This is a genomic window from Chryseobacterium sp. StRB126 (assembly GCF_000829375.1).
Lineage (GTDB): Bacteria > Bacteroidota > Bacteroidia > Flavobacteriales > Weeksellaceae > Chryseobacterium.
Window position 1 is genome coordinate 2,176,049 of record NZ_AP014624.1, and the last position, 23,741, is coordinate 2,199,789.

General features: G+C 35.5%; 26 protein-coding genes and 1 pseudogene. 18 read left to right on the top strand and 9 right to left on the bottom strand.

Annotated features, from left to right (window positions below):
- Positions 1 to 4 precede the first annotated feature (4 nt).
- From carB to CHSO_RS09800, 9 genes are all read left to right on the top strand, one after another.
- Positions 5 to 3,187 (top strand): carbamoyl-phosphate synthase large subunit, encoded by a 3,183-nt coding sequence (gene carB, locus CHSO_RS09755; RefSeq protein WP_045495412.1) that lies wholly within the window; start codon positions 5 to 7, stop codon positions 3,185 to 3,187.
- Between the two features lie 118 nt (positions 3,188 to 3,305).
- Positions 3,306 to 3,749, top strand: coding sequence for a hypothetical protein (locus CHSO_RS09760; protein WP_045495413.1), 444 nt, complete (start codon positions 3,306 to 3,308; stop codon positions 3,747 to 3,749).
- Positions 3,750 to 3,831: 82 nt separating this feature from the next.
- Positions 3,832 to 4,383 carry a hypothetical protein gene (locus tag CHSO_RS09765; RefSeq protein WP_144428887.1) on the top strand — a complete coding sequence of 184 codons (552 nt, stop codon included), beginning with the start codon at positions 3,832 to 3,834 and terminating at the stop codon, positions 4,381 to 4,383.
- A 2-nt stretch (positions 4,384 to 4,385) separates the two neighbouring features.
- Entirely contained in the window at positions 4,386 to 4,940 is a 555-nt protein-coding gene (locus tag CHSO_RS09770; protein WP_045495415.1) for a hypothetical protein, read from the top strand.
- A 156-nt stretch (positions 4,941 to 5,096) separates the two neighbouring features.
- Positions 5,097 to 5,891: a hypothetical protein gene (locus CHSO_RS09775; RefSeq protein WP_045495417.1), complete on the top strand. Its 795-nt coding sequence runs from the start codon at positions 5,097 to 5,099 to the stop codon at positions 5,889 to 5,891.
- A gap of 314 nt (positions 5,892 to 6,205) precedes the next feature.
- On the top strand, positions 6,206 to 6,700 hold the full coding sequence (locus CHSO_RS09785; RefSeq protein ID WP_045495419.1) for a hypothetical protein: 495 nt from the start codon (positions 6,206 to 6,208) through the stop codon (positions 6,698 to 6,700).
- A gap of 211 nt (positions 6,701 to 6,911) precedes the next feature.
- Complete coding sequence (locus CHSO_RS09790; RefSeq protein ID WP_045495421.1) at positions 6,912 to 9,083, top strand: TonB-dependent siderophore receptor; 2,172 nt, start codon at positions 6,912 to 6,914, stop codon at positions 9,081 to 9,083.
- 302 nt (positions 9,084 to 9,385) lie between these two features.
- A complete protein-coding gene (locus CHSO_RS09795; RefSeq protein WP_045495423.1) occupies positions 9,386 to 10,660 on the top strand; it encodes a PepSY-associated TM helix domain-containing protein in 1,275 nt (424 codons plus the stop codon).
- On the top strand, positions 10,644 to 11,699 hold the full coding sequence (locus CHSO_RS09800) for an alpha/beta hydrolase (protein ID WP_052480547.1): 1,056 nt from the start codon (positions 10,644 to 10,646) through the stop codon (positions 11,697 to 11,699). The genes CHSO_RS09795 and CHSO_RS09800 overlap by 17 nt, the downstream gene beginning before the upstream one ends.
- Before the next feature lie 74 nt (positions 11,700 to 11,773).
- Here CHSO_RS09800 and CHSO_RS09805 read toward each other — a convergent pair whose 3' ends face one another.
- The 6 genes from CHSO_RS09805 to CHSO_RS09830 all read right to left on the bottom strand — a co-directional run bounded on the left by CHSO_RS09805 (position 11,774) and on the right by CHSO_RS09830 (position 15,644).
- A complete protein-coding gene (locus tag CHSO_RS09805) occupies positions 11,774 to 12,226 on the bottom strand; it encodes a MarR family winged helix-turn-helix transcriptional regulator (protein WP_045495424.1) in 453 nt (150 codons plus the stop codon).
- Positions 12,227 to 12,640, bottom strand: a complete 414-nt coding sequence (locus tag CHSO_RS09810) for an EVE domain-containing protein (protein WP_045495426.1) — start codon at positions 12,638 to 12,640, stop codon at positions 12,227 to 12,229.
- Complete coding sequence (locus CHSO_RS09815) at positions 12,637 to 13,056, bottom strand: polyketide cyclase (protein ID WP_045495428.1); 420 nt, start codon at positions 13,054 to 13,056, stop codon at positions 12,637 to 12,639. The genes CHSO_RS09810 and CHSO_RS09815 overlap by 4 nt, the downstream gene beginning before the upstream one ends.
- Positions 13,057 to 13,170: 114 nt before the next feature.
- Positions 13,171 to 13,578, bottom strand: a complete 408-nt coding sequence (locus CHSO_RS09820; protein ID WP_144428888.1) for a hypothetical protein — start codon at positions 13,576 to 13,578, stop codon at positions 13,171 to 13,173.
- A 178-nt stretch (positions 13,579 to 13,756) separates the two neighbouring features.
- A complete protein-coding gene (locus CHSO_RS09825; protein WP_144428889.1) occupies positions 13,757 to 14,761 on the bottom strand; it encodes a hypothetical protein in 1,005 nt (334 codons plus the stop codon).
- A 28-nt stretch (positions 14,762 to 14,789) separates the two neighbouring features.
- Positions 14,790 to 15,644: a hypothetical protein gene (locus tag CHSO_RS09830; RefSeq protein WP_045495441.1), complete on the bottom strand. Its 855-nt coding sequence runs from the start codon at positions 15,642 to 15,644 to the stop codon at positions 14,790 to 14,792.
- A gap of 68 nt (positions 15,645 to 15,712) precedes the next feature.
- On the opposite strand from CHSO_RS09830, the gene CHSO_RS09835 reads away from it, so the two are divergent.
- From CHSO_RS09835 to CHSO_RS09875, 9 genes are all read left to right on the top strand, one after another.
- Complete coding sequence (locus tag CHSO_RS09835) at positions 15,713 to 16,231, top strand: Crp/Fnr family transcriptional regulator (RefSeq protein ID WP_045495443.1); 519 nt, start codon at positions 15,713 to 15,715, stop codon at positions 16,229 to 16,231.
- 52 nt (positions 16,232 to 16,283) lie between these two features.
- Positions 16,284 to 16,832 carry a DinB family protein gene (locus tag CHSO_RS09840; RefSeq protein ID WP_045495445.1) on the top strand — a complete coding sequence of 183 codons (549 nt, stop codon included), beginning with the start codon at positions 16,284 to 16,286 and terminating at the stop codon, positions 16,830 to 16,832.
- Positions 16,833 to 16,876: 44 nt separating this feature from the next.
- On the top strand, positions 16,877 to 17,389 hold the full coding sequence (locus tag CHSO_RS09845) for a methylated-DNA--[protein]-cysteine S-methyltransferase (protein WP_045495446.1): 513 nt from the start codon (positions 16,877 to 16,879) through the stop codon (positions 17,387 to 17,389).
- A 234-nt stretch (positions 17,390 to 17,623) separates the two neighbouring features.
- Positions 17,624 to 18,388 carry an isocitrate lyase/phosphoenolpyruvate mutase family protein gene (locus tag CHSO_RS09850; RefSeq protein ID WP_045495447.1) on the top strand — a complete coding sequence of 255 codons (765 nt, stop codon included), beginning with the start codon at positions 17,624 to 17,626 and terminating at the stop codon, positions 18,386 to 18,388.
- 2 nt (positions 18,389 to 18,390) lie between these two features.
- Positions 18,391 to 19,434 carry a bifunctional transcriptional activator/DNA repair enzyme AdaA gene (locus CHSO_RS26505; protein ID WP_045495449.1) on the top strand — a complete coding sequence of 348 codons (1,044 nt, stop codon included), beginning with the start codon at positions 18,391 to 18,393 and terminating at the stop codon, positions 19,432 to 19,434.
- A gap of 29 nt (positions 19,435 to 19,463) precedes the next feature.
- Positions 19,464 to 20,066 (top strand): DUF2911 domain-containing protein, encoded by a 603-nt coding sequence (locus tag CHSO_RS09860; RefSeq protein WP_045502229.1) that lies wholly within the window; start codon positions 19,464 to 19,466, stop codon positions 20,064 to 20,066.
- A 2-nt stretch (positions 20,067 to 20,068) separates the two neighbouring features.
- Entirely contained in the window at positions 20,069 to 20,596 is a 528-nt protein-coding gene (locus CHSO_RS09865; RefSeq protein WP_045495451.1) for a GNAT family N-acetyltransferase, read from the top strand.
- The gene (locus CHSO_RS09870) at positions 20,593 to 20,964 is read left to right on the top strand and encodes a cupin domain-containing protein (protein ID WP_045495452.1); all 372 of its coding nucleotides are present in this window, start codon (positions 20,593 to 20,595) and stop codon (positions 20,962 to 20,964) included. Before CHSO_RS09865 ends, CHSO_RS09870 begins: the two co-directional genes overlap by 4 nt.
- Positions 20,965 to 21,260: 296 nt before the next feature.
- On the top strand, positions 21,261 to 21,644 hold the full coding sequence (locus CHSO_RS09875) for a PEGA domain-containing protein (protein WP_045495454.1): 384 nt from the start codon (positions 21,261 to 21,263) through the stop codon (positions 21,642 to 21,644).
- 73 nt (positions 21,645 to 21,717) lie between these two features.
- Here CHSO_RS09875 and CHSO_RS09880 read toward each other — a convergent pair whose 3' ends face one another.
- The 3 genes and pseudogenes from CHSO_RS09880 to CHSO_RS26220 form a co-directional block, all read right to left on the bottom strand.
- On the bottom strand, positions 21,718 to 22,461 hold the full coding sequence (locus CHSO_RS09880; protein WP_045495456.1) for a dienelactone hydrolase family protein: 744 nt from the start codon (positions 22,459 to 22,461) through the stop codon (positions 21,718 to 21,720).
- Between the two features lie 13 nt (positions 22,462 to 22,474).
- A complete protein-coding gene (locus tag CHSO_RS26600) occupies positions 22,475 to 22,864 on the bottom strand; it encodes a thrombospondin type 3 repeat-containing protein (protein ID WP_045495458.1) in 390 nt (129 codons plus the stop codon).
- 619 nt (positions 22,865 to 23,483) lie between these two features.
- A pseudogene (locus tag CHSO_RS26220) lies at positions 23,484 to 23,735 on the bottom strand (thrombospondin type 3 repeat-containing protein); the annotation flags it as partial.
- Positions 23,736 to 23,741 lie beyond the last annotated feature (6 nt).

Sequence of the window (23,741 nt, forward strand, 5' to 3'; positions counted from 1 at the left end):
AAAAATGGCAAAACGTACAGATATAAAAACAATTTTAGTAATCGGTTCAGGACCTATCATCATTGGGCAGGCAGCTGAATTTGATTACGCAGGAACGCAGGCTTGTCTGTCTTTGAAAGAAGAAGGCTACAAGGTAATTTTGATCAACTCAAACCCTGCAACAATCATGACAGATGTGGAAATCGCTGATAAAGTATATATCGAGCCGATTTCATTACAATTTGTAAGCCACATTATCAGAAAAGAGCGTCCGGATGCTTTACTACCAACACTTGGAGGTCAGACTGGTCTTAACATGGCGGTAGAGCTGGAAAAATCAGGTATTCTTGAAGAATGCAAAGTGGAAGTACTGGGAACTAAGCTTTCTGCGATCAACAGAGCAGAAGATAGAGATCTTTTCCGTGAATTGATGAGAGAATTGAATGAGCCGGTTCCGGAATCTGATATTGTAAACACAGTAGAAGGAGCATTAGCTTTTGCTGATGAGATTGGATATCCTGTAATTGTTCGTCCTGCCTTTACGATGGGAGGAACAGGTGGAGGTATCGCTTCCACTGAAGTAGAATTAAAAGAGATTGCTGAACTGGGACTAAAACACAGCCCGGTTACACAGTGTCTTATCGAGAAATCAATCGCAGGTTTCAAAGAAATTGAGTACGAAGTAATGCGTGATGCAAACGACAATGCCATTGTGGTTTGTAACATGGAAAATATTGACCCGGTAGGAGTTCATACAGGAGATTCTATCGTAGTAGCACCTTCTCAGACCCTTTCAGACAGAGAGTATCAGTTACTGAGAAATGCTTCTTTAAAAATCATCAGAGCATTAGGAATTGAAGGTGGATGTAACGTGCAGTTAGCTTTAGATCCGCATTCATTCGATTACTATATCATCGAAGTAAACCCTAGAGTATCCCGTTCATCAGCTTTAGCAAGTAAGGCAACAGGATATCCGATTGCAAAAATCGCTGCGAAAATTGCAGTAGGATTAACGCTGGATGAAATCATGAACCCGGTAACAGGAAAAACATACGCATGTTTCGAACCTGCTCTGGATTATGTGGTTACTAAATTCCCAAGATTCCCATTCGATAAATTCGAAACAGCAGACAGAAGACTTTCTACTCAGATGAAAGCAACTGGAGAAGTAATGGCGATCGGAAGAAATCTTGAAGAGTCCTTACAGAAAGCGATCCGTTCATTAGAAACAGGAATCAAGCATTTAGGATTAAAAACTAAGCAGGCTCAGGCACTTACCGCTGAAGAAATCGAAAGAAGAATCAGAGTATGTGATGATGAGAGATTATTCATCATCGGAGATGCTTTAAGAAGAGGATACGACTGGGAGCAAATCGTAGAATGGAGCAAAATTGATAAATTCTTCATCTGGAAGCTGAAAAAACTGGTTGACTTCGAGAAAGTTATCGCTGAAAACAAATTTGATAAAGAAACATTAATCGAAGCTAAGAGATTAGGTTTTGCAGATATCAATATCGCAGTTCTTTGGGATGTAAAAGAGCGTGAAATTTTCAACTTCAGAAAAGAAAACGGAATCATGCCGGTGTACAAAATGGTAGACACTTGCGCTGCTGAGTTCGAAAGTGAAACACCATACTTCTACGGAACTTACGAAGAAGAAAACGAAAGTGTAGTTTCAGATAAAGAAAAGATCATCGTTTTAGGTTCAGGACCTATCAGAATCGGACAGGGAGTTGAATTCGACTACGCAACAGTTCACTCAGTGTGGGCGATCAAAGAAATGGGTTACGAAGCAATCATCATCAACAATAACCCTGAAACAGTTTCTACAGACTTCTCCATCTCAGATAAATTATACTTCGAGCCTTTAACGGAAGAAGATGTAATGAATATCATCGAACTTGAAAAGCCGAAAGGAGTGGTTGTACAGTTCGGTGGACAAACAGCAATCAACCTTGCGGATAAACTAGCTTCTCATGGAGTACAGATCTTAGGAACTTCTCTGGAAGACCTTGACAGAGCTGAAAACAGAGATAAATTTGAGAAAGCTTTACAGGAAATGGGAATTCCTCAGCCAAAAGGAAGAACTTCCACTTCAAAAGAAGAAGCCATCAAAATTGCCAACGAAATCGGATATCCGGTATTGGTACGTCCAAGCTACGTTTTGGGAGGTAGAGCAATGGAAATTGTATACGCAGAAGCAGAACTTGCACACTACATGGAAAATGCAGTAGATGCAAGCCCTGAACACCCTGTTTTGGTTGACAAGTACATGGTAGGAAAGGAAATTGAAGTAGATGCCATCTGCGACGGTGAAACAGTAGTGATTCCAGGGATTATGGAGCACATCGAAAGAGCAGGAGTTCACTCCGGAGACTCTATCGCAGTATATCCGCCACAGAACATTTCTCAGAGTGAAATCGATACTTTAGTTGATTATACTCAGAGATTGGCAAAAGGATTGAAAGTGATCGGATTAATGAACATCCAGTACGTACTTTTCGAAGGAAACGTGTATGTGATCGAAGTAAATCCACGTTCATCAAGAACAGTTCCTTTCTTATCTAAAATCACAGAGGTTCCAATGGCTAACCTTGCAACAAAAGCGATCTTAGGACAGAAATTAGCAGATCTCGGGTACAAAAACGGATTGGTTCCGAATAAAGAAGGAGTCTTCGTAAAAGTACCGGTATTCTCTTTCTCAAAACTAACAAAGGTTGACATCTCTTTGGGCCCTGAAATGAAATCTACAGGAGAAGTGATGGGGAAAGATACTACTTTAGAGAAAGCGCTTTACAAAGGATTGGTAGCAGCAGGAAGAAAAGTTCCGATGCACGGTTCTATCTTGTTCACCGTCGCAGATAAACATAAGCAAGAAGCTGCTGATTTGGCAGCAAGATTCCATGAAGTAGGTTTCAGAATCTGGGCTACAGAAGGGACAGCGAAATTCTTCGAACAAAAAGGAATTCCTTGCAAAATAGGATACAAAATAGGAGAAGAAAGTGTAAATCTTATCGACCTGATCCAGAAAGGAAAAGTTCAGTATGTGGTAAACACCACGACAAAAGGGAAACAAGCAGAAAGAGACGGATTCCAGATCAGAAGAATGAGTGTGGAAAACGGAGTTCCTTGTTTAACTTCAATGGATACAGTAGAAGCGATTCTAAAAGTAATCGAAAGTATGAGCTTCAAAATGGAGACGATGTAATTTCGAAAAATAAATACTCAAAATCCCGTAAGTTTACTTGCGGGATTTTTTTATTGGAAAAACGTCTCAATCAAAGTATTCTGTTTATTTTTACAAAAACCATCTAAACTGAAATGCAATGAATGTAAAGTTAGTGACGATTGGATTCCTAAGTGTTGCTTTTGTTCTGGTGCTTTCGGGATGTTCTTATTTGACAGAATTTTATATTCAAAACCTAACTGGAAGTAAAAAAATAATAAAGATCAATTATAATTACCCTGTTTCAAAAGCAATTAATAATGATCCTGCCAGTTTTGGATTTAATTATGAAAATGAAGTATTATCTTCCAAAGCTTTTAGAAAAATCAACAACCTGAAGTCTCTTGAAAAGATAGAAGTGAAAGATTCTGCTATTGTTCTGGAAATACCACCAAATACCACCACAAGAATTGATAAAAGCCATAATGGAAGATGGAGGTATATGATTAAAAGTGTTGAGGCTGACGGAAAAATCTTTAGTACAGTGGAATTACAAAATATAACTAAGTTTATTAGTAATGATTATATTTATAAAATTGAGTAAACACTTTATGAGATATATTTACTTATTAAAACTGAAAAATAAACCTAACAGGTTTCAAAAACCTGTTAGGTTTGAATCCAGTATGAAAATAGTCCTTCAAATTTTTATATTACTATCCTTTTTCAATTGTAAACAAAAAGTAAGTCTAGAAAATGTACAAATTCAAAGTACAGTCTTTGAATATAAACAACCTAACATTTCAGATATTCAATATATTGAAAAAACACATGGTGGAATTAAATATATTGGGAATATTAATATTGGATTATCAGAAGAATATTTTCCAGAAATTGATAAATATGAATTTGCACAACCTATAATTTATCATAGAGATACAGCTAACTTAGATACAGAAATTTCTTATTTTTTTACAAAGAATGATAGTATTATAAGGCTAATTGAATACAGTTGGGATCAGGATAAAAAGAAAGAACTATTTATAGACAGCCTTTATCAGCTTAATAAGAAAAATATTTCTGAAGAATTAGCAATGAAAGGTTTAGAAAAGAGTAAAACGGTTGATTATTGGTGGCAAAAAATTATAAGATGGGATAATGCGTCAATGCATATCTACAGTTTTATTTTCGGAATGGAAGAGGGGCAAAGAACAAGGGTAATTGTTAGATTTAAATAATTATGGAAAATAATTACAATTTTGATATGAAATGCAATAGTTTGTTTTTAGTATTTTTTGTTATTTATTCTTGTGTAGCCAAGGATAATTTTAAAATAGATTTTGAATTTAATAAATATGAAATAGCTTATAGTTCTATCACTAATAAACTTAATCAGGGAAAGCCACTTTTAAAAGATTATAATTCTAACGCTTCAGGAGTAAAGATAATTCCCAGGATTTTTAAAATTCAAAATTACTCAATATATGGAAGTGAGAATTTCAAGAATGAGAATTCATTTTCAAACATAATGATTAAGAAAATTTCTAAAAAATATACTCAATCGAATTGGAGAAAAGACAAGAATTATAAAATTTTAAAGCTTGAAGAATTAAAAGATTTTCATGGACCATTACATTATATTTATTTTTCTGAAATCAGAAATGATTCTCTCAGGGCTGAAATTTTGGGAAATCCTTTTGCTGAATACTCAATGACAACCGGAGAGCACTATTTAATTATATTCGAAAACAATCATATAAAATCTATTCAGAAGAATGTTGGAAATTATGATTGAAAAAGATTAATTTCACTTGTTTGATATCTATTGTCAGCAACAATTTACGATATCGATTGTAAGCCTTCAAATCTATTATTGAGATAAAATAATTATATAAAAATAATCTAAATTGCTCCCTAGGCCTTATCTTAGCATAAAAAGACATACATCACCATGAAATACCAATATTTAGTTTACATTCCATTATTGGCGATTATTTCCTGTAATAAACCTGACGAAAAAGTTGATAATTCCAATTCTATAACCCCAGAAAGATCAGTTACTTTAGCATCAGTAAAAAATAATGTTGGAAAAGAAATATCCTGGAAAGGGTTTTTGAATGGAAAAACGCCTGTATTTATCCATTATCAGATTGATGGAGATGTCATTGTTGGTGAAATTACCTACCTGAATACTAAAAATAAATTGCCAATAGCACTTTTAGGAACAATTGGTGATGATAATAGCTACAGAATTTTAGAATTTGAAAAATCGGGAAATATAACGGGTGTTATTACTGGAAATCCAACGGATGGTGTTTTCAAAGGAAGTTGGTTTTCACCAAAGACCAGAAAGGAACTTGTGCTTAATCTTGTAAAGAAAGATACAGCTCTCGTTTCAAAAGAAATAGAAACAAATTTAGGAGATCTGTTCGGACGCTATCATTACCAGTATAGTGAAGCAGGATATCAGGGGGATTTGGAAATTAAGAGACTGCCAGGTTCAAAAGCTGTTTTTGGGCTTACATCAGTTACCGGAGAGCCGGCAAGAAATCTTGCACAAATAGATGATGATACTATAGACCTTAAAACAACCCATTTTACTTATAAATTGTCTGATACAGATGATTGTGAATTTAAAGTGAAGTTCTACAAAGGATTTGCCGTAGTTCAGTATACTCAGGGAGTATGCAGCGGTCAATTCGGATTGAATGCCACCATTGAAGGAATATATCTGAAGACAAAATAATCAATAGTATTTTGATTATTGCTTATCTTGAGGATGAACACTTTGGATATACTGATCAATATGCAACTTATTGGGTAAGAAAACATAAACCCATCAGAAATGATGATGTTGGGTATCCTGCACGGTGTGGCAGGGAAAATTTGGAATTGATAATGAAAAATGGGAGTACTGGTTTGGAAAGAATTGATATAAAAACTAAACTAGTTAATTTTTTTTGCTGATTTATGTAAGAGGTTGTAAATTAGGGGATCATAAATAAATTATTCCAGAATTATTATAAAACTGATTTAATTTCACCAAACTATACAACAACCATGGCAGAATATTACGCAAAATCCAGCAATTCTTTATCCTTTGAACTCGTCAATGATAATAAACTAACAGGGAAAATTACCTATAAAAGTTGGTTTAATTTTAATGCTGTGATTGAGCTGGCCAACCATCAAAGCTTTCAGGTTGAGCCCAAGGGGTTCTGGGGAACAACTATTGAATTGAAAGATAATGAAAAGGTTCTTTTAAAGTTTAGAATGAACTGGAATGGTGAAATCATAGTGCAAACCTATTTTGATGGAGTAAAAGAAAGTTTTGTATGTAAACATAGAGGCGTTTTCAAAGATTCATTTGTACTTACGGATAAAGAGGGAACAGAGCTCTTAGTAATGAAACCTCAGTTTAAATGGAACCTTCTGAATTATGAATACCGGATCACTACTTCCGATGATTTTGAGACGTACTCCAATAAAGAAATCCTATTGCTTACCTCATTACACTGTGCCAATTACTATATGTCTATGATGGTTGTTGTGTAAATAATAGAAATTAATAAGATAAAATGTAAATACATTGATATAAAATAGAGTACTGAAATTTCATGCAGTATTGAAATAAAGGGTTTGTGAATTTTCATAAACCCTTTATTTATGGGCTTTTTTGTCAGCAAAATTTTATGATTTCCATCATGTTTTTATTTAGAATTAATAAAAATAAAGTAATTTAGCGCTACTAAGCTTAATTATAAAAATGAAAAAAACTATTATTTCTGCATCATTATTAGCAGTCACCATGTTAAGGGCACAGGAAAGTGATACCCTTAAAGTAGCTGAGATCCAGTCAGTATCCCTTCAGGGAACCCATAATTACAGAACCAAAAAATCAGAATCAGTAGCAAGGCTTCCGCTGGAAAACCTTGAAAATCCAACGGTTTACAATCTTGTTCCTAAAGAAATTATCAGTGAAATGAATGCTATAGATTTCAATACGGCAATGGCATCAGCGCCGGGAGTGGTAGTAAGCAATAGTGTTAATGACAGTGGCAATGATATTTTCCTGAGAGGGTTCAGTTCCAATGCCAGTTTCAGAAACGGATTGATTCAAAACCCAAGAGTACAGTCGGAAATTGCAAATGTTGAAAGAGTAGAAGTTATCAAAGGACCATCAGGAACATTATTCGGTGGAACCTTAGCAAATTATGGCGGGGTAGTGAATATTGTGACCAAAAAGCCACAGGAAAATTTCGGCGGAATCATCAACTATACTACCGGAAGTTGGGGAATGAACAGAATTACAGCCGATGTGAACACCCCTTTAAATAAAGAAAAAACAGCCTTGGCAAGATTCAATGTAGCAGCGTATTCTCAGGATTCTTTTCAGGATGCAGGATACAATAAAGGAGTATTTTTCTCCGGAAGTATTTTATATAAAGTAAACGATAAGACTACCGTAACCTTAGACACAGAATTCCATGCACCGGAAAAAACATTGAATGCATATGTAAGACAGTCTGAGAAATTGACTTACCATTCGATGAAAGATCTTGCTGCCATTCATGGCAGATCATTTACCAGTAATGATGTGGGATCGAAAAGAACCAATTTTGTGACGATGGCTGAAGTCTCCCATAAATTCAATGATCAATGGACTTCCAGAACATCATATCAAAGAGGAGAAGCCAACGAGAAAGAGTCCATCTTCTTGGTTTTAAACTATATGGATGACCATAGAGTGAGCAGAAGCATTCGTCCTTTTGACAATTATAAAATCACAACAGACAATATTCAACAGAACTTTATGGGTGACTTTAAAATTGGAGGTTTAAGAAACCGTCTGGTAGTAGGATTGGATTATTTCCAGCAAACCAGCAAAAACCAATATCCGGAATTTACAGTGGGTAAAAATAAAAACTCAGCCTTTGCTCCTTATCCTTTGAATGGAGTAATTGGAGATAACTATGGTAAAGAAGAGGGAAATGATATTATTATATTGGATGGTACTTCCGGTTGGACGCCTATTTCCCGTGATGTGGTGAAAAAACTACCAAGAACCTCAACAAAATATGAAATTTCCAGATACAGCACATATAGTGCTTATGTTTCTAACGTTCTGAATGTAACAGATAATTTTCTGGTAATGGCAAGTTTAAGAATGGATCATTATAAAAACCAAGATATTACCAGAAATGGAGTTGCCGGAGATACTGAATATAGTCAGACACAATTCTCTCCCAAATTTGGTTTGGTATATGAAATTAAGAAAGATGAAATTTCATTCTTTGCCAACTATGTAAACGGGTTTAAAAATATTGCTCCGGGACCTAATCAGGACGGTGTTCTTACTAAATGGGACCCGGAACAGGGAAACCAGTTTGAAGCTGGGTTTAAATTAGATCTGTTTGGTAAAAAATTATTATCAACGATTTCCTATTATAACATGAGAGTTAAGAATAGAGTCATTGCTGATCCGGGAGGACTTGGAAGCAGACAGGATGGTAATATTAAAAATCAGGGATTTGAAATGGACCTTGTCATTAACCCTGCGAAAGGTTGGAATATCGTGGGTGGATATGGGTTTAATGATAACCGCTATGATGACAGAAGTAAAGATGCCGGAAAAAGAGTAGCATGGGCCCCTAAACATGTTGCCAATTTATGGACAAGTTATAAGATTATGGATGGAACATATGAAGGTCTTGGTTTCGGAGCAGGATTCAACTTCGTAGATAAAACGTATATCAATATTACCAATCATTTCCTTGCACCAGCTTATACAACTGTAGGCGCTACCGTGTTCTACGACAAGAAAAAATACAGAATTGGTGTGAAAATGAATAATGCATTAAACCAAACCTATTGGAACTTCTATGGACAGCCACAAAAACCAAGAGAATTCCTGGCCAACTTCGCATTTAAATTCTAATACCTTTTAAAAATAAAAAACGTTGTCTCAACTTTAAAGTTGATTGGAAAAGTGCAAGAGTGCAAAAAAAGTCAAAGATTTTCAGTAGGAAATAACTTGTCAGTATTTCGGTTTTCACAAATTTCAATAGATTATACCATTTGTTTTCAAACATCTGTGTAATCTGTTAAATCGTGAGATAATAGTACAGCCTACAATTTATCGAAGATAAAATCTTTGCACCCTTATAGCACGAACATGTTACAGAGCCTTGCGCCCTTACGTTTTCTAACAACAATGACCGAAAGGCAACCCTTTCAGATATGGAAAATAAAAAAACTAACCCCAAGAAAAAACAGGGAAAATCCCTGACCAAAAGAATTACAGGATGGCTCCATCTCTGGCTCGGACTTGTTTCCGGGATTATTGTACTTACTATTACGCTTTCCGGAACGGTTTTCGTGTTTTGTGACGAGATTGTTGACCTTTGTGCCGGAAGTGCCAAATATGTTCAGGCTCCAGCCCATACAAAAAAAATGACTCCGGAAGAATTGCTGGTTAAATTTCATGAACAGGTTCCGGACAGAAAAGCGTTCTATTTTGATACTTACAGGGAAGCAGACAGAACTTTCCGTGTTGCTTCAGCCACCAAACCACCAAAAGATAAAAATGCTGAAAAAGCAGAAAAACCCAAAGGTAAGGGACGTGGCCCAAGAGGTGTTTTCGCCTACCATTATCTTGATCCTTACACCGGAAAAGTAATGGGATCTACAAAAAGCTATGAATTTTTCTATGTGGTAGCCCACATTCATGCTCAGTTATTGGCCGGAAAATTCGGAAAAACAGTGGTGGGAGTTGCTTCCATTATATTTTTCATTCAACTAATCGGTGGTTTAATTCTTTGGTGGCCAAAAAAATGGAATAAAACAACAAGAACCACAGCATTTAAAATCAAATCAGGAACAAAATGGCGTAGAAAAAATTACGATTTCCATAATGTTTTTGGTTTTTATTCACTGTTGCCAGCTGTATTTATTACCATTACAGGATTAATCATGGCTTATAAGGTTTTGACGGATCTTACTCAGGTGACTTTTGGAGGAGTTGCTGATGCCCATAAAATTGCTGAAAAGTATGATCCTGTGTATAATCCTGATAAAAAAGCACTCCCTTTTACAGATTTTATAGACCGTAGCTTTAAAGAGATTCCTCAGGCGCAGCAAGTCAGAATGAGTGTGCCGCGTAGAGATTCTGCAACAGTTTACAATGTGGTAGCCGCTCAATTTATAGGATTGAAAAGTATTATTGACGGAAAAAGTAAAGAAGTCAATAAGTATACCGGGGACGAAATTAATTATCCAAAAGAAGTTCTTATGCATGAAGTGATTGAGCACATGAACTTTGATCTTCATGTAGGATATTGGGGCGGAATGTTCGGGAAGATCTTCACATTCGTTATCGGAATTATCTGTACCAGTCTTCCGGTAACTGGATTTCTGATCTGGTGGGGAAGAAGGAACAAATCAGGTAAAAAAGGAAAAGAAATTAAAAATATTCATCAACATAGAAAAGAGTCACATCATGAACAATTGGGTTAAAATTTTATTTTTATCTGTATTTTCATTCTTCACATTTGGGAAAGCTCAGGAACAGCTTACAATAGGAGAAAAACAGACCTTATTTTCGAAGGTTTTAAATGAAAACAGAGAAATCTGGGTTCATCTGCCTAAAACGTATAATGATACAACCATCAATCCTGCAAAATATCCGGTTATCTATCTTTTAGATGGTGAAATTAATTTTGAATATTATACAGGACTTACGGATTTTATTGCAAGAACTCCGTATGCAGACATTCCGGAATGTATTGTGGTGGGGATTAAGAATACAGAACGTACAAGAGATCTTACCCCAACAAAATCTCAAAAGAAAAGTCCGCTAAATCCTGCCGTCACTCTTTTTGCAGACAGTGGTGGAAGTGAGAACTTTGTGAAATTCATGCAGGAAGAGCTAAAGCCATTTATTAGCAAAAACTATAGAACACAAGAATATTCCGTTTTAGTAGGGCATTCATTCGGAGGATTATTTGCCATCAATGCTTTTCTTACCCATCCTGAGTATTTCAATGCTTATGTGGCTAATGATCCAAGTTTATGGTGGGATAATGAAGTAACCCTTTCAAGAACACAAGCCTATTTGGAAAAGAATAAAAAATTTCCGGCCAACAAATCTTTATACGTTTCTCAGGCTGATAACGAAGAACAGCAGAAAAACTGGAATTCAGATATGACACAGGCTATTGAGAAATTTAAAGGAATTATAGAGAATAACGGAACTTTGAATTATAAACACAGTTTTTTTGAAGGCGAAACACATGGAACGGTTTCTTATCCCGGAAATTATGAAGCTTTAAAATTCATATTCAAAGGTTTCAGAACAGATATTAAGCAGCTTGCTAAAAATCCGGACTTACTAGAGACGGAATATAAAAAGTTATCAGAAAAGATGGGTTCAGCGTTTACCCCTTCAGAATCTTACCTGAATGTAGTTCTTAAATTCATGAAAAGTAATGACTTCAAAGAATCCGAAACTTATTTTATAAACCTGAAAAACAAACTTTATCCTAAGGTTAAATAATTGAAATGTGCTATAAATAGGATGTAATTGGGGTAGATTGATACAGATTCAATCTACCCCATGTTTATTGTGATTTATTGGTTCTTTAAAAGGCTTTGCAAATTCCTGTTGAACTCCTGTTGTGAAGTTTCAAGCTTCGAAAAGAACTCGCGATCAAAATTTTCAACAGCAATAACTGCTTTTTTAATCGTTTTCTTTCCGGCTTCGGTTATTTCAATAGTTTTAGCCCTTGTGTCCGTCATATGTTCTTTTCTGCAGATAAAATCCTTCTTTTGTAAAGCTCTCAATACCTGAGAAGTGGTCATTGGATCTATTTTGGTATGATGTGAAAGAATGATCTGAGTAACTTCAGTTTTTTGAAGAGACAGCCAATGAGTGCTGGCTAATATAACAAATTGTGAATGAGTGAGATCAAACGGCAATAATGCTTTCTTAATTTCCCGCTGCCAAAGATTGGTTACCTGCCACAGTAAAAAACCGGAACTGTCCTCAGCTTTCTTTACGCTGAACGTATTATCCTTATTCATTTAGATCATTTTAGAGGCAATTAAATTAAAATCTTTTTCAGAAATTTCAAAATGCCCGTAACGGAACGGATACCCCCAGAATTTTTTATTCTCAATGAAATCAAGCTGACCAATCAGCGGAATGATGGAACATTCTTTACAGTCATAAAATTCTATATCTCTTCTGAACGGATTAAATGTTTCTGTCATTTGAAAAGAATAGACTTCCTCATCCATTACTTTTCCTATTGCTGTAAAATTCTGTAGTTTTTCAGAACTGTTCATTTTTATTTTGGAAGAATATACGATAATATAGTCTCCCTTTTTCATTCGCTGCAACGGAGCCTTCTTCCCATGGCAAACCTGTATAAAGTTGCCCTCAACTCCACGTTCTGTATGTTCTTTAGAAACAGAGGCCATCCAGTATCGTATCATAATTTTTTTGCATTTTTAATTTGATTGGCAATATCTTCCGGAAGATGTTCTACAATGTCATTTGCGACCAGTTTTATCCAAAGTCTTGATAATAAGCCTGTAACACTCATGGTGATTGTAATCCTTAGTCCATTTTCAGTTTCTTCATAGATGTGTTCTCCATACATTTTGGCTAAAGGAAATGATGTTAAATCAGTAAATTTTTGAAAAGGAATTATTTCAATAAGTTTGATTTTTACTTTTGGACCTCCTTTTGGTTTCAGAATAAAAGATTCTCCTTCCTTAAACTCTCCTAAAAGGGTTGAATACTCAACCGTTTCATCCCAATCTTTCCAACGATCAATCTCTGTTGTCAATTTCCAGATTTGCTCTCTTGTAACTTCTTTTGTAAGTACTGAATATGATTTTTTCCACATAACTATATTTTGTAAGTGCAAATATAATAAGTGTACATATTAAATACAAATAATACATGCTCATAATTTAAATAGTAAGTTGTAATACTTTGTTTATTAGCATATTAAAATTGATTATTCCTGTCTTATAAAATAAAGACAGGCAAAATTAAAAAATGCTAAGGGTATCCAGAATGGGGAAGCCAGTACTGTCGCAAAAATAAACATAGGAATTACTCCTTTTAACCCGGCAGTTATTATAGTGTCTGTTGGTAAACGGTTACCCATTGATGTGAAAATACAGGCGATTAATAAGGCAGTGAGGCTTAGAACTGCTGAAATTCCGGCCAATTTCCATGGTTCATATCTTTTAGGATTTATGCTTAATTTATAAAATATAATTCCATAAATTATGAATACAAAAAGTGAAATAAGGATATTATAAAGGAAAGGTAAATCTGGGAAAATAACGATTAATACAATGTTACCAATCAGTAAGTTGATGAAAACGCAGAGTATAAAAAGAAGTATATTTTGTTTCATAATTGTGCTTTTGTGTTGTGATAAAATTACATTATTTTTTAATTCCGAAAACTGTCCCTGCAAAAAAAGCAAACCTGTATATTCACAGATTTGCTTTTGAAGTTATTTTCTTAAAAAAATCTCTCACAGATAATGCTGATTGACCATATCTGTACGTGAATTTTTCTGTTCAGTAATTTTAATGTCTGTTATCACAATTAATACTAAGCTCTGTACTTTCTTTATCTAAAAATGTAATGGCTCTACATCCGAAAGAAGGGGAGATGAAATTAAAGACTACCGGTGCCTTTCCTTTAAAAAGTCTGCCGGTCCACTGAGCATAATAATTCGTTTCTTCATTGGGCATTTTTTCAAGCGGATTAAACTCCGCACCATCCTCAATGGTAAATGTTTTCTCAAAGACTTTTTCATGATGATCGTTAATGACTACCAGTTTGCGTTCCTGAGGACCATATTCTTCAAGAAGATCCTGTACATAATAGGTCAGGTTTTCATAGGTATATTGATAAGTGCCACCATATTTAAGCGTGGAACCGGAAAAATATTTTTTCTGAATATCGGCTCCTGCCTTTTCCCATTTAATCATCTTCATTTTATTTTCTACAAATGGACTTTTACTGCCAAAATAGGCAATTACATTCATGTATTTATCAAAAATATCATTGCCTTTCTGAGTGCCGATTTGAAATCCAACCATGTAGGATTCAGGATCAATTTCCTCCCCTTCACCCATATAAGGAGAAAGATAGGCCACTGCTTTTAATTTACTTACAGGGATTTTTTGCAGTTTATTCTTTTCGTAGTTGTAAAGATAAAGTGAATCATTTTCAGTAATGTGAATACCATCCAGCATTTTTTTTCTATACGTAGGATCCAGCTCAATATAAGCCATCTTTTCAAAAGGAACTTCCTTTTGTTTCTTTAGAAAGTCTGCCGGAATAGTATTTTTACCGTTGTAAATGTCCGATACGGAGATAAAAGTATCCATAAGATCCTTCCGCTGCATGGTGGAAACATTGAAAATGTTGAAATTCTTAAAATCTATTTCCTCTTCTGTTGTAGCCGTTTTTACAGAATCTTTTACAATGGCTGGCTGATCCTGAATTGGTTTTTTGTCGTCCTTTTTACAACTGACAATCATCAGTTGCGAACATAAAAGCACTAAGGCTGTGTTAATCTTCATTATTAAGAATGTTTTGAATATTTTGAGTTTAATTTATTTTATAGTAAGGCTCAGAATAATATTTACTGGGTTTAATATATGCCACTTTCCTGTCAGCATCAAAAATCCAGATAAATCTTCGCATCATGTCTGCGCCAAAATAGCTGACATTTTGATTCTTAAGATCTCCTGCAAAAAATCCTACAGGAGCCTCTCTGAAAACAAAATCACCAAGTTTGAAAGATGGAAGAATTCCCTGTTTAATAACCAGAAGCTTATTACTGGAATTTTTCAGCGTTTTTTCTCCAATAATCTTTAGCTTTTTGTTGAGATCATATTTTTCAGCAAAATCATTACTATACAATATGCCTCCTGAGTAACCGGATTGAAGTACAAAATAAGTTGCCTGCTGCCTATCTCCATCTATAATATTATCCCCGGAAATATGAAAACCTCCGTTCTCAAAAGTGGTTTTAATAGGCTGAAACCCTTTCAGATCAGGTTTTTGATTATAAATCACAAACTGATTGCTGTCATAATCAATTTTAAAGATCTTCCCCTCAAAAAGTCCTGTTCCAATTTTTCCGTCAGCTTCCAAACCAGCCAGCTGATTATCTGTAAATGTGACATCTCTCCAGCTCATGCTGCCAATATCTACTCTATTATGTTCACTTATTTCCTCTTTATTAAAAATAATGTGATCTGCTTTCCGCTGCCGTTCCGGAGAGATGGCCCCATCTTTCATCGCAATTTGAAACATTAAATCCAAAGAATCCTTTTTGTTGACAAGAGTTTGTACAATAATAGTATTGTATTTTGTAACCCTGAAAGGAATGGTTTGCTGAGCTTTTATGCCGAAAAATCCGACGGAAAAAAGAAGGAAAAAACCTGTTTTTTTGAGCATTATTCGTGATTGGTATTTAAACCCTTAAATTTACCCATTATCTTTGGAACACCAAATAATAAAAGGATATGATTGAAAAGGTACTTCAAAGCGGAATTCATTGGGAACATAAAGAATTTAAAAGGAATGAATTTCTGAAGACTTCAGGAAGTACCGATACTCATATTTATTTTATTGAAAAAGGAAGTGTGAGGATCTTTATGACAGATGAAAATGAAGAAAGGATTATCCGTTTTGGATATACCGGAAATATTATTGTCTCTCTGGATTCTTTCCTTTCCGGGAAACCCTCGGAACTTTATATTCAAGCTATCAAGAAAACAGCGGTTAAAGTAGCCTCAAAAAAAGATTTCTATAAATTTATTCAATCCGATGAAGAGCATATGAAATTTTGGATAAATGTTCTGGAAGACCTTGTATTGCAACAATTGGAAAGAGAAAAAGATTTACTGATTAGTGCTCCGGGTGAGCGTTTTGAAAGAGTTTTAAAGCGAAGTCCGAAGCTGTTTCAGGAAGTTCCTAATAAATATATAGCCAATTATCTAAGAATGTCTCCGGAAACCTTATCAAGGCTTAAAAAATCTTGAGCTCAATCAAGATTTAAGAATAAAGCAATTCGGAAATTTGCAAAAAACAGTAATGAAAATCTCAACCGAAGCATTATTAGACGAATTAAAAAGCAGAACAGGACAACATTTGCAATATGCTGAAACTCTTTTGCTGAAACCGGAAAATGAACTGAATTTCAGAATAACTTCTGATAGCTGGAGCACTTTGGAATGTCTGGAACATCTCAACCGTTACGGAGATTTTTATATCCCCGAAATCTCACGCAGAATTTCTTCTTCTAAAACAACCCCAAAATCTGATTTTAAGCCGGGAATTCTAGGGAATTATTTTGCTAAAAGTATGCTTCCCAAAGAAAAGCTGAACAAGATGAAGACCCTTAAAATCATGAATCCGATTCATAGCGAGTTGAATAAAGAGGTTGTGACTGAATTTATAAAACAGCAGCAGCAATTACTGGATCTATTGGAAAAGGCAAGCCATATTAATCTGGAGAAAACAAAAACAGCTATTAGTATCTCAAAATTAATAACTTTAAAACTGGGGGATACTTTAAGGTTTGTAATCTATCATAATGCAAGGCATATGGCTCAGGCAGAAAGAGTTTTAAAGAATATATAAAAAAGAGAGGGTATGAATTCCGGAAAAATAGTAATTTTAAACTAATGGAAATCATACACCAAAAAACAATACAGACTCCATTGGGAGAAATGATAGCCTGTGCAACAGACCAGGGAATTTGCCTGTTGGAATTTACAGACAGAAAGAATATTGAGAAGCAGCTCAAAGTTTTAGCAAAGCAACTGAAAGCTGAAATTGTAGAAAAGGAACACCCCCATTTTCAACAGCTGGAACAGGAGTTAAAAGAATATTTTGAGGGCAACAGATCTAAGTTTGAAGTTCCTTTATTTACCATAGGTACAGAATTTCAGGAAAAAGTATGGCAGTTGCTTCGTGAAATACCAATGGGAGAGATCAGAACCTACAAGCAGCAATCAGAATTTCTTGGGAATCCAAAGGCAATACGTGCTGTAGGAACAGCCAATGGAATCAATAAGATCGCTATTTTAATTCCATGTCATCGTGTTATTGGCTCCAATGGGGAATTGGTAGGTTATGCAGGTGGAATCTGGAGAAAACAAAAGCTCTTGGAGCTGGAAAAAGCCATTTTATTTTAAGTTGATTGAAGTTTGAAGATGGACGCAAAAGGTACTGTAAGCCATTTATTGAATGGTGCCTATTGTGAAATCGGGTCAAAGGATTAGAAATATCATTTAGATCGACTTTAATTATTGATTTCCTTTCAATAACTTCCAGCTTCCTGCCTCCAACTTCCTTACTCAAAAAATGCTTGTTCATTTTTCGGTTGCAGCTACCTGAACATTCTTCCTACTTTTGAATAAAAAAAGATAATGATCGGTTTCAAAAGTTTACATCAGGAAGAACAGCCTTTATTATTAGGCAATGTGTGGAACGTACAGAGTGCAAGAATATTAGAAAAGGCTGGTTATAAAGCTCTGGCAACTTCCAGCTCAGCCGTAGCCATGAGTTTAGGATACGAAGACGGAGAGCAGATGAGCTTTGATGAGTATTTTTATATCATCAAAAGAATAAAAGCATCCGTTTCCATCCCTTTATCTGTAGATTTGGAAGGTGGGTACGGAAGTACTGCTGAGATAATTGTTTCAAATATTATAAAACTGTTGGAAATAGGAGTAGTAGGAATAAATCTGGAAGATACCCATATTGTTGATGGAGAAAGACAGCTGTTAAGCAGAGAGGTTTTTTTTGAAAAACTAAGCCATATTCTGACTATGCTGAAAGAGAGAAGGAGCAAAATCTTTATCAATGTAAGAACCGATCCTTTTTTATTAGGAATAGAAAATGCATTGGAAGAAACAGTAAAGAGAATTGAACTGATTGAAAAACTGAATGTAGATGGAGTATTTGTTCCGGGAATGACCCGTGTTGAGGATATTAAAATAGTTGTAAATGCTACATCTCTTCCCCTTAATGTGATGGGCTTACCTGATCTCCCCGGTTTTGAAATCTTAAAAACATTAGGAGTAAAAAGAATTACTTCAGGAGCCTTTTTCAACAGGCATATCTATCGCGAGCTCGAAAGAATCAGCGATACAGTTACAAATAACAAAAGCTTTGCCCCACTTTTCATCTGATTATGGAACTTACAGAACAAATTATGTATGATGCTTCCTTTCGTAAGGATTCTTCGTTTGAAGGAATTTTCTGGATGGGAGTTAAAACAACCGGAATATTCTGTCGGCCAACCTGTACTGCTCGTAAACCCAAATTTGAAAACGTAGAATTTTTTTCCAATACAAAAGAGGCGATGTTGAAAGGGTATCGCCCATGTAAAGTTTGCAAACCTCTGGAAACTATGAATGTGACGCCTTTGTATATCAAGGAATTGCTGAAAGAGATTTCTGATAATCCTACTTTAAAACTTAAAGATTATGATTTGGTGAAAAGAGGTCTGGAGCCGGCAACCATACGCAGATGGTTTCTGAAACATCATGGAGTAACATTTCATGCCTTTCAGAGAATGTATAAACTGAATACAGCATTTAAAAAACTTCAGCAAGGAGAACTTGTTACAGAGGTAGCTTTTGATTCAGGGTATGAAAGTTTGAGCGGCTTTAATGAAAGCTTTAAAAATATTTTCGGAGTATCGCCAGGCAAGAACAAGACAGAAAAGATTATTGATCTGAAAAGAATTGAAACCATGCTGGGAACCATGGTTGCCTGTGCTGATGAGCATGGAATATGTCTTCTGGAGTTTGCTGACAGAAAAGCACTTCCTACAGAGCTGAAGAATATTTCAAAATCCTTTAATGCTAATATTGTGCAGGGAGAAAATCCTCATTTTACAAAGCTGGAAAAGGAACTCTCTGAATATTTTGAAGGAAAAAGAACTGAATTTACAGTTCCTCTTTCTCTGGTAGGAACTGCTTTTCAAAAAGAAGTTTGGGAAATTCTACGGCAAATTCCTTACGGTGGAACCAAAAGTTATCGGGAGCAGGCTGATATTCTTGGAAATCCTAAATCAATTCGGGCCGTAGCCAATGCCAACGGATTAAATAAAATATCCATTCTGATTCCCTGTCATAGAGTTATTGGAAGCAATGGGCAGCTAACAGGCTATGGTGGCGGAATCTGGAGAAAACAAAAATTATTGGAGTTAGAGAAAGCTATTTTATTTTGATTTTCGTAATTTTAAACAAAAATTTACACGTGAAAAAGTTATTAGCAGCAGTTTGTATTTCAGTTTCAGTGTTCACTTTCGCACAGGATTATTCTGTGCCAGCGGCAAGTCCGCGTCAGAAAGTAGAACAGCAGTTTTCTATGTCTAAAATTTCTGTCGACTACGGAAGACCAGGAGTAAAAGGGCGTAAGATTTTTGGAGAACTGGTTCCTTATGGCCAGATTTGGAGAGCAGGAGCTAACTCATCTACAAAAATTACATTTGGACAGACCGTTAATTTTGGTGGGAAAAATGTTCCGGCAGGTACTTACGGATTATTCATTGTTCCTACTGAAAAAGAATGGAAAGTAATTCTGAACAAAGATTTCCAACAGTGGGGAGCATATACTTACGACCCAAAACAGGATGTAGTAGATGTTACAGTGCCGGTAAATAAACTGGCAGACAAACAGGAATGGTTTGAAATTACCCTGAACCCAACAGATGAAAACTCAGGAAATCTTGTGATTAAATGGGATATGAATCAGGCTGAAATTCCGTTGAAACCGGCAAAATTAGATACAGTAATCAAGATTTCTGATAAGTTGAAAGAAATCCAGAGAATAGAATCAGATTCTAACAAAAAAGGCTAAGCATGAATTTTTCTATTCAGCCTGTTTTAGAGAATGAAGAATTTCAATTAATCCCCTTACAGCAAGGGGATTTTGAATCTTTATATGAAGTAGCATCAGATCCTAAAGTATGGGAACAGCATCCTAATAAAGACCGTTATCAAAGAGAAGTCTTTGAAAATTTCTTTTTGGGAGCTATGGAAAGCAAAGGGGCCTTTAAAATTATTGAGAAAGCAACCGGAGACGTACTGGGAAGCAGCCGTTATTATAATTTTGATGAAAATGACAGTCATATTTTCATCGGCTATACTTTTTATGGAACAAAATCTTGGGGGAAAGGAATCAATCCCAAGGTTAAGAAACTGATGTTGGAGTATATCTTCCAATATGTAGCTAAAGTTCATTTTCACATCGGAAAAGAGAATTTCCGTTCACAGAAAGCATTGGAAAAGCTTGGTGGGATCAAAATTGCGGAAGAAGAAGTTGCTTATTTTGCAGAACCTACAAGAACCAATTTTGTATACGAAATCAAAAAAGAAGATTGGGTATGAAAAAGTATAAAATACAGCAGTCTCCCTTTGTAGTTCCTACTACAGACGGAAAACTGATTGAAGAACATTGGGGAAACTCTACAGGAAATTCTAATGTTTCCATTGCCCATATGGTAGCTCCTCCGGATTGGAGTGAGCCTCATCAGACTCCTGAATTTGATGAATTTACTTACATCATTTCAGGGAAAAAACAGTTTGAAATTGACGGAGAAATTGTAGTGTTGGAAAAAGGGAGCAGTATCCTTATTGAAAAAGGAGCGAGAATTCGTTACAGCAATCCTTTTTCAGAACCTTGCGAGTATCTTGCAATCTGCCTGCCTGCATTTTCAATGGAGCTGGTGAACAGGGAAGTGGAAGGAGTAGATTAAAAGTATTTATGGTGACAAAGATCTGTCCCGAATGTAAGGGGGAATTCTTTTACATGGTGCTCTCACTGTAATACAATACAAAAAATAGAAAAGCTGTCTCAAAACTGAGATGGCTTTTTTGTTTTAAAACCTGATTAGAATATTTTAATTAAAACCGCTTTAAAAAAATATTTTAGCTATCAGTAAGTTATCATTTTAATGAAGATGTTATCGCCTGTTGATGCCGGTTGTCATTAATTATTTTGTAAGTTCGCGCGCCGAAAAAAGTCGGCCTATTTAACTTTTTAATAAAATATATGAAAAACAATCTACCCATTGTGTTATTGTTAGGGATCGCGCTTTCCACAACTTCTTGTGCAACCATTTTTACAGGAACGCGTGATAAAATAACTTTCAATTCCACTCCTGAAGGAGCCAAAGTAATTCATAACGGAGAAGAAAAATGTGTGACCCCTTGTACAGCATCTATTTCTAGATCTTTAAGTAAGCAGTTCGTTACAATCGAAAAAGAAGGATTCGATGCACAGAAAGTAAAACTGGATAAGTCATTTAATGCAGTAACCCTTCTCAATATCCTTTTTGGAGGAGCAATAGGTGTAGGAATTGATGCTGCAACAGGCTCTCTTACAAAATATTCTACTAAGAAATATAATGTTGAATTAGAAGCCAAGCCACAATAAAATAAAGATGTAAAAATAATAATGTACCAATGAATGACTCACACCAAAGCATTGGTACTTTGCTATATTGTATTTACTTCAGGATTTCCTTCAGAAACAGTAAGGTATGATTCCAGGCTCTTTTAGCCATTGTTTCATTATAATCCGGAGATTTAGGATCTGTGAAAGTATGTTTGGAATGAGCATAAGTAATAATCTGCCAGTCTGCATTTCCGTCATTCATTTCTTTGATGAGGTTGCTGTAATCATCAGGCGTTACCCCTTTATCATCTGCTGGATTTTCAACCAGTATTTTAGCATTTAATTTTTCATTTTTTCTGCTTTGATCTCTTCCCAGGCTTCCATGAATAGAAACTACTCCGGCAACAGGTAAATTTCCTCTGGCAGATTCCAGTGCACCTGTTCCTCCGAAACAATATCCGATAACGGCTGTTTTATCAGTAATGGCTCCATTTTTTTTCAGCTGTTCTAATGCCAGTGAAATTCTTTTTTGATATTCCGAATAATTCTTTTTGTAATATCCTGAACTTTTGGCTGCTTCTTCGCTGTTGGCAGGGATTTTACCTTCTCCATAAATATCTGCGATGAAAGCAATATACCCTTGTTTTTCAAGTTCAAGGGCGGCTGTTTTGGCTTCTTCATCAATGCCCTTCCAGGCAGGAAGTATCAATACTCCCGGAAGTTTTTTTCCTGCATTGGAAGTTACTAATCCGTTTAGCTTTTGTGAACCGTCTTGATAAGAAACCGTTTTAAGGCTTTGGCCAAAAAGGTTTCCTGAGGCCATAATACATGTGGTTAATAAGATTGAACGTATCATATTTTATAAGGTGTTATAGATTACATCTTGGGCAGCCATTCAGATTGGGAATTCCGGGAACAGTAGGACAGTTATCATCTTTATCTAAAATGCCATCACCATCTGTATCTGGCCATTCACATCCTTTGTTTTCTGGAGGGCCGGCTATTTGTGGGCATGCATCATCTTTATCTACTACACCGTCTTTATCCGTATCTGGCCATGGGCAGCCATGATTTTCAATAGGTCCTATTTCATTTGGACATTTATCAAGATAAAATAAGAGACTGTCATTATCTTCATCCGAAAGACAGATCTTTTTATTGAACTCTTTACGGCACTTTTTGAATACCTGCTTATCTTCAATATGCTGAGCCTGACAATAAATGGCAGAAAATACCAAAAGAAAAATAATTTTATTCATATTAATAGAGAATCTAAGTTAGTGAAAAATAATTTGTTATCATCTTTTACTCTTTATGAAATTCCCATTGATTGTTTTTATATTCATATACAGTCACACTTTGGAAATCCATTACTTTAATCTTGTAAGGAGTAATGAAGTTGACCATAATATGTATAGGATTTTCAAGTGTAGTTGGCTGTTTTCCTGCTATTTTTATTTGATGGTATCTTGAATCATAGTGTTTCATCATGTAATTGAATGTTCTATCACCTATGATTTTATGATACGCGTTGAGATAGTTGGGACTGATTGAGGTTGAAAGATAGATGTCTTTGCCATATTTTTTCCGGATATATTCAAGGATATTTTGATTCCAGAATTTGGTGATCAGAAGATTGTATCCCGGGGAAGTTCCATCATCAGGTGTTTTACGGTCAATATAAGATCTGTAGTCTATATATTCTATACGAAAATAAGTTTTTCGACCTATAAAATCTTTTTTAGGACGTGCCTGTACAATATTATCCAATACTTTCTTATTGACAAGGTCATATATTTTTTCAATATTTTGAACATCCATTTCGAATTTTTCCATCCGGATATTAGGTTCATTACCAAAGGTACAGGAAATTGCACGGCATCCATTGGAGTAGGCAGGGCCAGGAACAGTAGGGCAGTTATCATCTTTGTCAAGGATTCCGTCACCATCTGTATCTTCCCATGGGCAGCCTTTATTTTCTACAGGGCCAGCTATTTCAGGGCATTGATCATCCTTATCAAGTACTCCATCCTTGTCCTTGTCAGGCCACGGGCAGCCCAGATTTTCTTTCACACCAGCTTCGGAGGGACATTTATCAAGGTAAAAAGGGATGCTGTCTTGATCTTCATCTGCAAG

Excerpts from the sequence above, each read along its gene's own strand:
- carB (WP_045495412.1), top strand. The coding sequence starts at position 5 with ATGGCAAAACGTACAGATATAAAAACAATTTTAGTAATCGGTTCAGGA.
- CHSO_RS09760 (WP_045495413.1), top strand. The coding sequence starts at position 3,306 with ATGAATGTAAAGTTAGTGACGATTGGATTCCTAAGTGTTGCTTTTGTT.
- CHSO_RS09765 (WP_144428887.1), top strand. The coding sequence starts at position 3,832 with ATGAAAATAGTCCTTCAAATTTTTATATTACTATCCTTTTTCAATTGT.
- CHSO_RS09770 (WP_045495415.1), top strand. The coding sequence starts at position 4,386 with ATGGAAAATAATTACAATTTTGATATGAAATGCAATAGTTTGTTTTTA.
- CHSO_RS09775 (WP_045495417.1), top strand. The coding sequence starts at position 5,097 with ATGAAATACCAATATTTAGTTTACATTCCATTATTGGCGATTATTTCC.
- CHSO_RS09785 (WP_045495419.1), top strand. The coding sequence starts at position 6,206 with ATGGCAGAATATTACGCAAAATCCAGCAATTCTTTATCCTTTGAACTC.
- CHSO_RS09790 (WP_045495421.1), top strand. The coding sequence starts at position 6,912 with ATGAAAAAAACTATTATTTCTGCATCATTATTAGCAGTCACCATGTTA.
- CHSO_RS09795 (WP_045495423.1), top strand. The coding sequence starts at position 9,386 with ATGGAAAATAAAAAAACTAACCCCAAGAAAAAACAGGGAAAATCCCTG.
- CHSO_RS09800 (WP_052480547.1), top strand. The coding sequence starts at position 10,644 with ATGAACAATTGGGTTAAAATTTTATTTTTATCTGTATTTTCATTCTTC.
- CHSO_RS09805 (WP_045495424.1), bottom strand. The coding sequence starts at position 12,226 with ATGAATAAGGATAATACGTTCAGCGTAAAGAAAGCTGAGGACAGTTCC.
- CHSO_RS09810 (WP_045495426.1), bottom strand. The coding sequence starts at position 12,640 with ATGATACGATACTGGATGGCCTCTGTTTCTAAAGAACATACAGAACGT.
- CHSO_RS09815 (WP_045495428.1), bottom strand. The coding sequence starts at position 13,056 with ATGTGGAAAAAATCATATTCAGTACTTACAAAAGAAGTTACAAGAGAG.
- CHSO_RS09820 (WP_144428888.1), bottom strand. The coding sequence starts at position 13,578 with ATGAAACAAAATATACTTCTTTTTATACTCTGCGTTTTCATCAACTTA.
- CHSO_RS09825 (WP_144428889.1), bottom strand. The coding sequence starts at position 14,761 with ATGAAGATTAACACAGCCTTAGTGCTTTTATGTTCGCAACTGATGATT.
- CHSO_RS09830 (WP_045495441.1), bottom strand. The coding sequence starts at position 15,644 with ATGCTCAAAAAAACAGGTTTTTTCCTTCTTTTTTCCGTCGGATTTTTC.
- CHSO_RS09835 (WP_045495443.1), top strand. The coding sequence starts at position 15,713 with ATGATTGAAAAGGTACTTCAAAGCGGAATTCATTGGGAACATAAAGAA.
- CHSO_RS09840 (WP_045495445.1), top strand. The coding sequence starts at position 16,284 with ATGAAAATCTCAACCGAAGCATTATTAGACGAATTAAAAAGCAGAACA.
- CHSO_RS09845 (WP_045495446.1), top strand. The coding sequence starts at position 16,877 with ATGGAAATCATACACCAAAAAACAATACAGACTCCATTGGGAGAAATG.
- CHSO_RS09850 (WP_045495447.1), top strand. The coding sequence starts at position 17,624 with ATGATCGGTTTCAAAAGTTTACATCAGGAAGAACAGCCTTTATTATTA.
- CHSO_RS26505 (WP_045495449.1), top strand. The coding sequence starts at position 18,391 with ATGGAACTTACAGAACAAATTATGTATGATGCTTCCTTTCGTAAGGAT.
- CHSO_RS09865 (WP_045495451.1), top strand. The coding sequence starts at position 20,069 with ATGAATTTTTCTATTCAGCCTGTTTTAGAGAATGAAGAATTTCAATTA.
- CHSO_RS09870 (WP_045495452.1), top strand. The coding sequence starts at position 20,593 with ATGAAAAAGTATAAAATACAGCAGTCTCCCTTTGTAGTTCCTACTACA.
- CHSO_RS09875 (WP_045495454.1), top strand. The coding sequence starts at position 21,261 with ATGAAAAACAATCTACCCATTGTGTTATTGTTAGGGATCGCGCTTTCC.
- CHSO_RS09880 (WP_045495456.1), bottom strand. The coding sequence starts at position 22,461 with ATGATACGTTCAATCTTATTAACCACATGTATTATGGCCTCAGGAAAC.
- CHSO_RS26600 (WP_045495458.1), bottom strand. The coding sequence starts at position 22,864 with ATGAATAAAATTATTTTTCTTTTGGTATTTTCTGCCATTTATTGTCAG.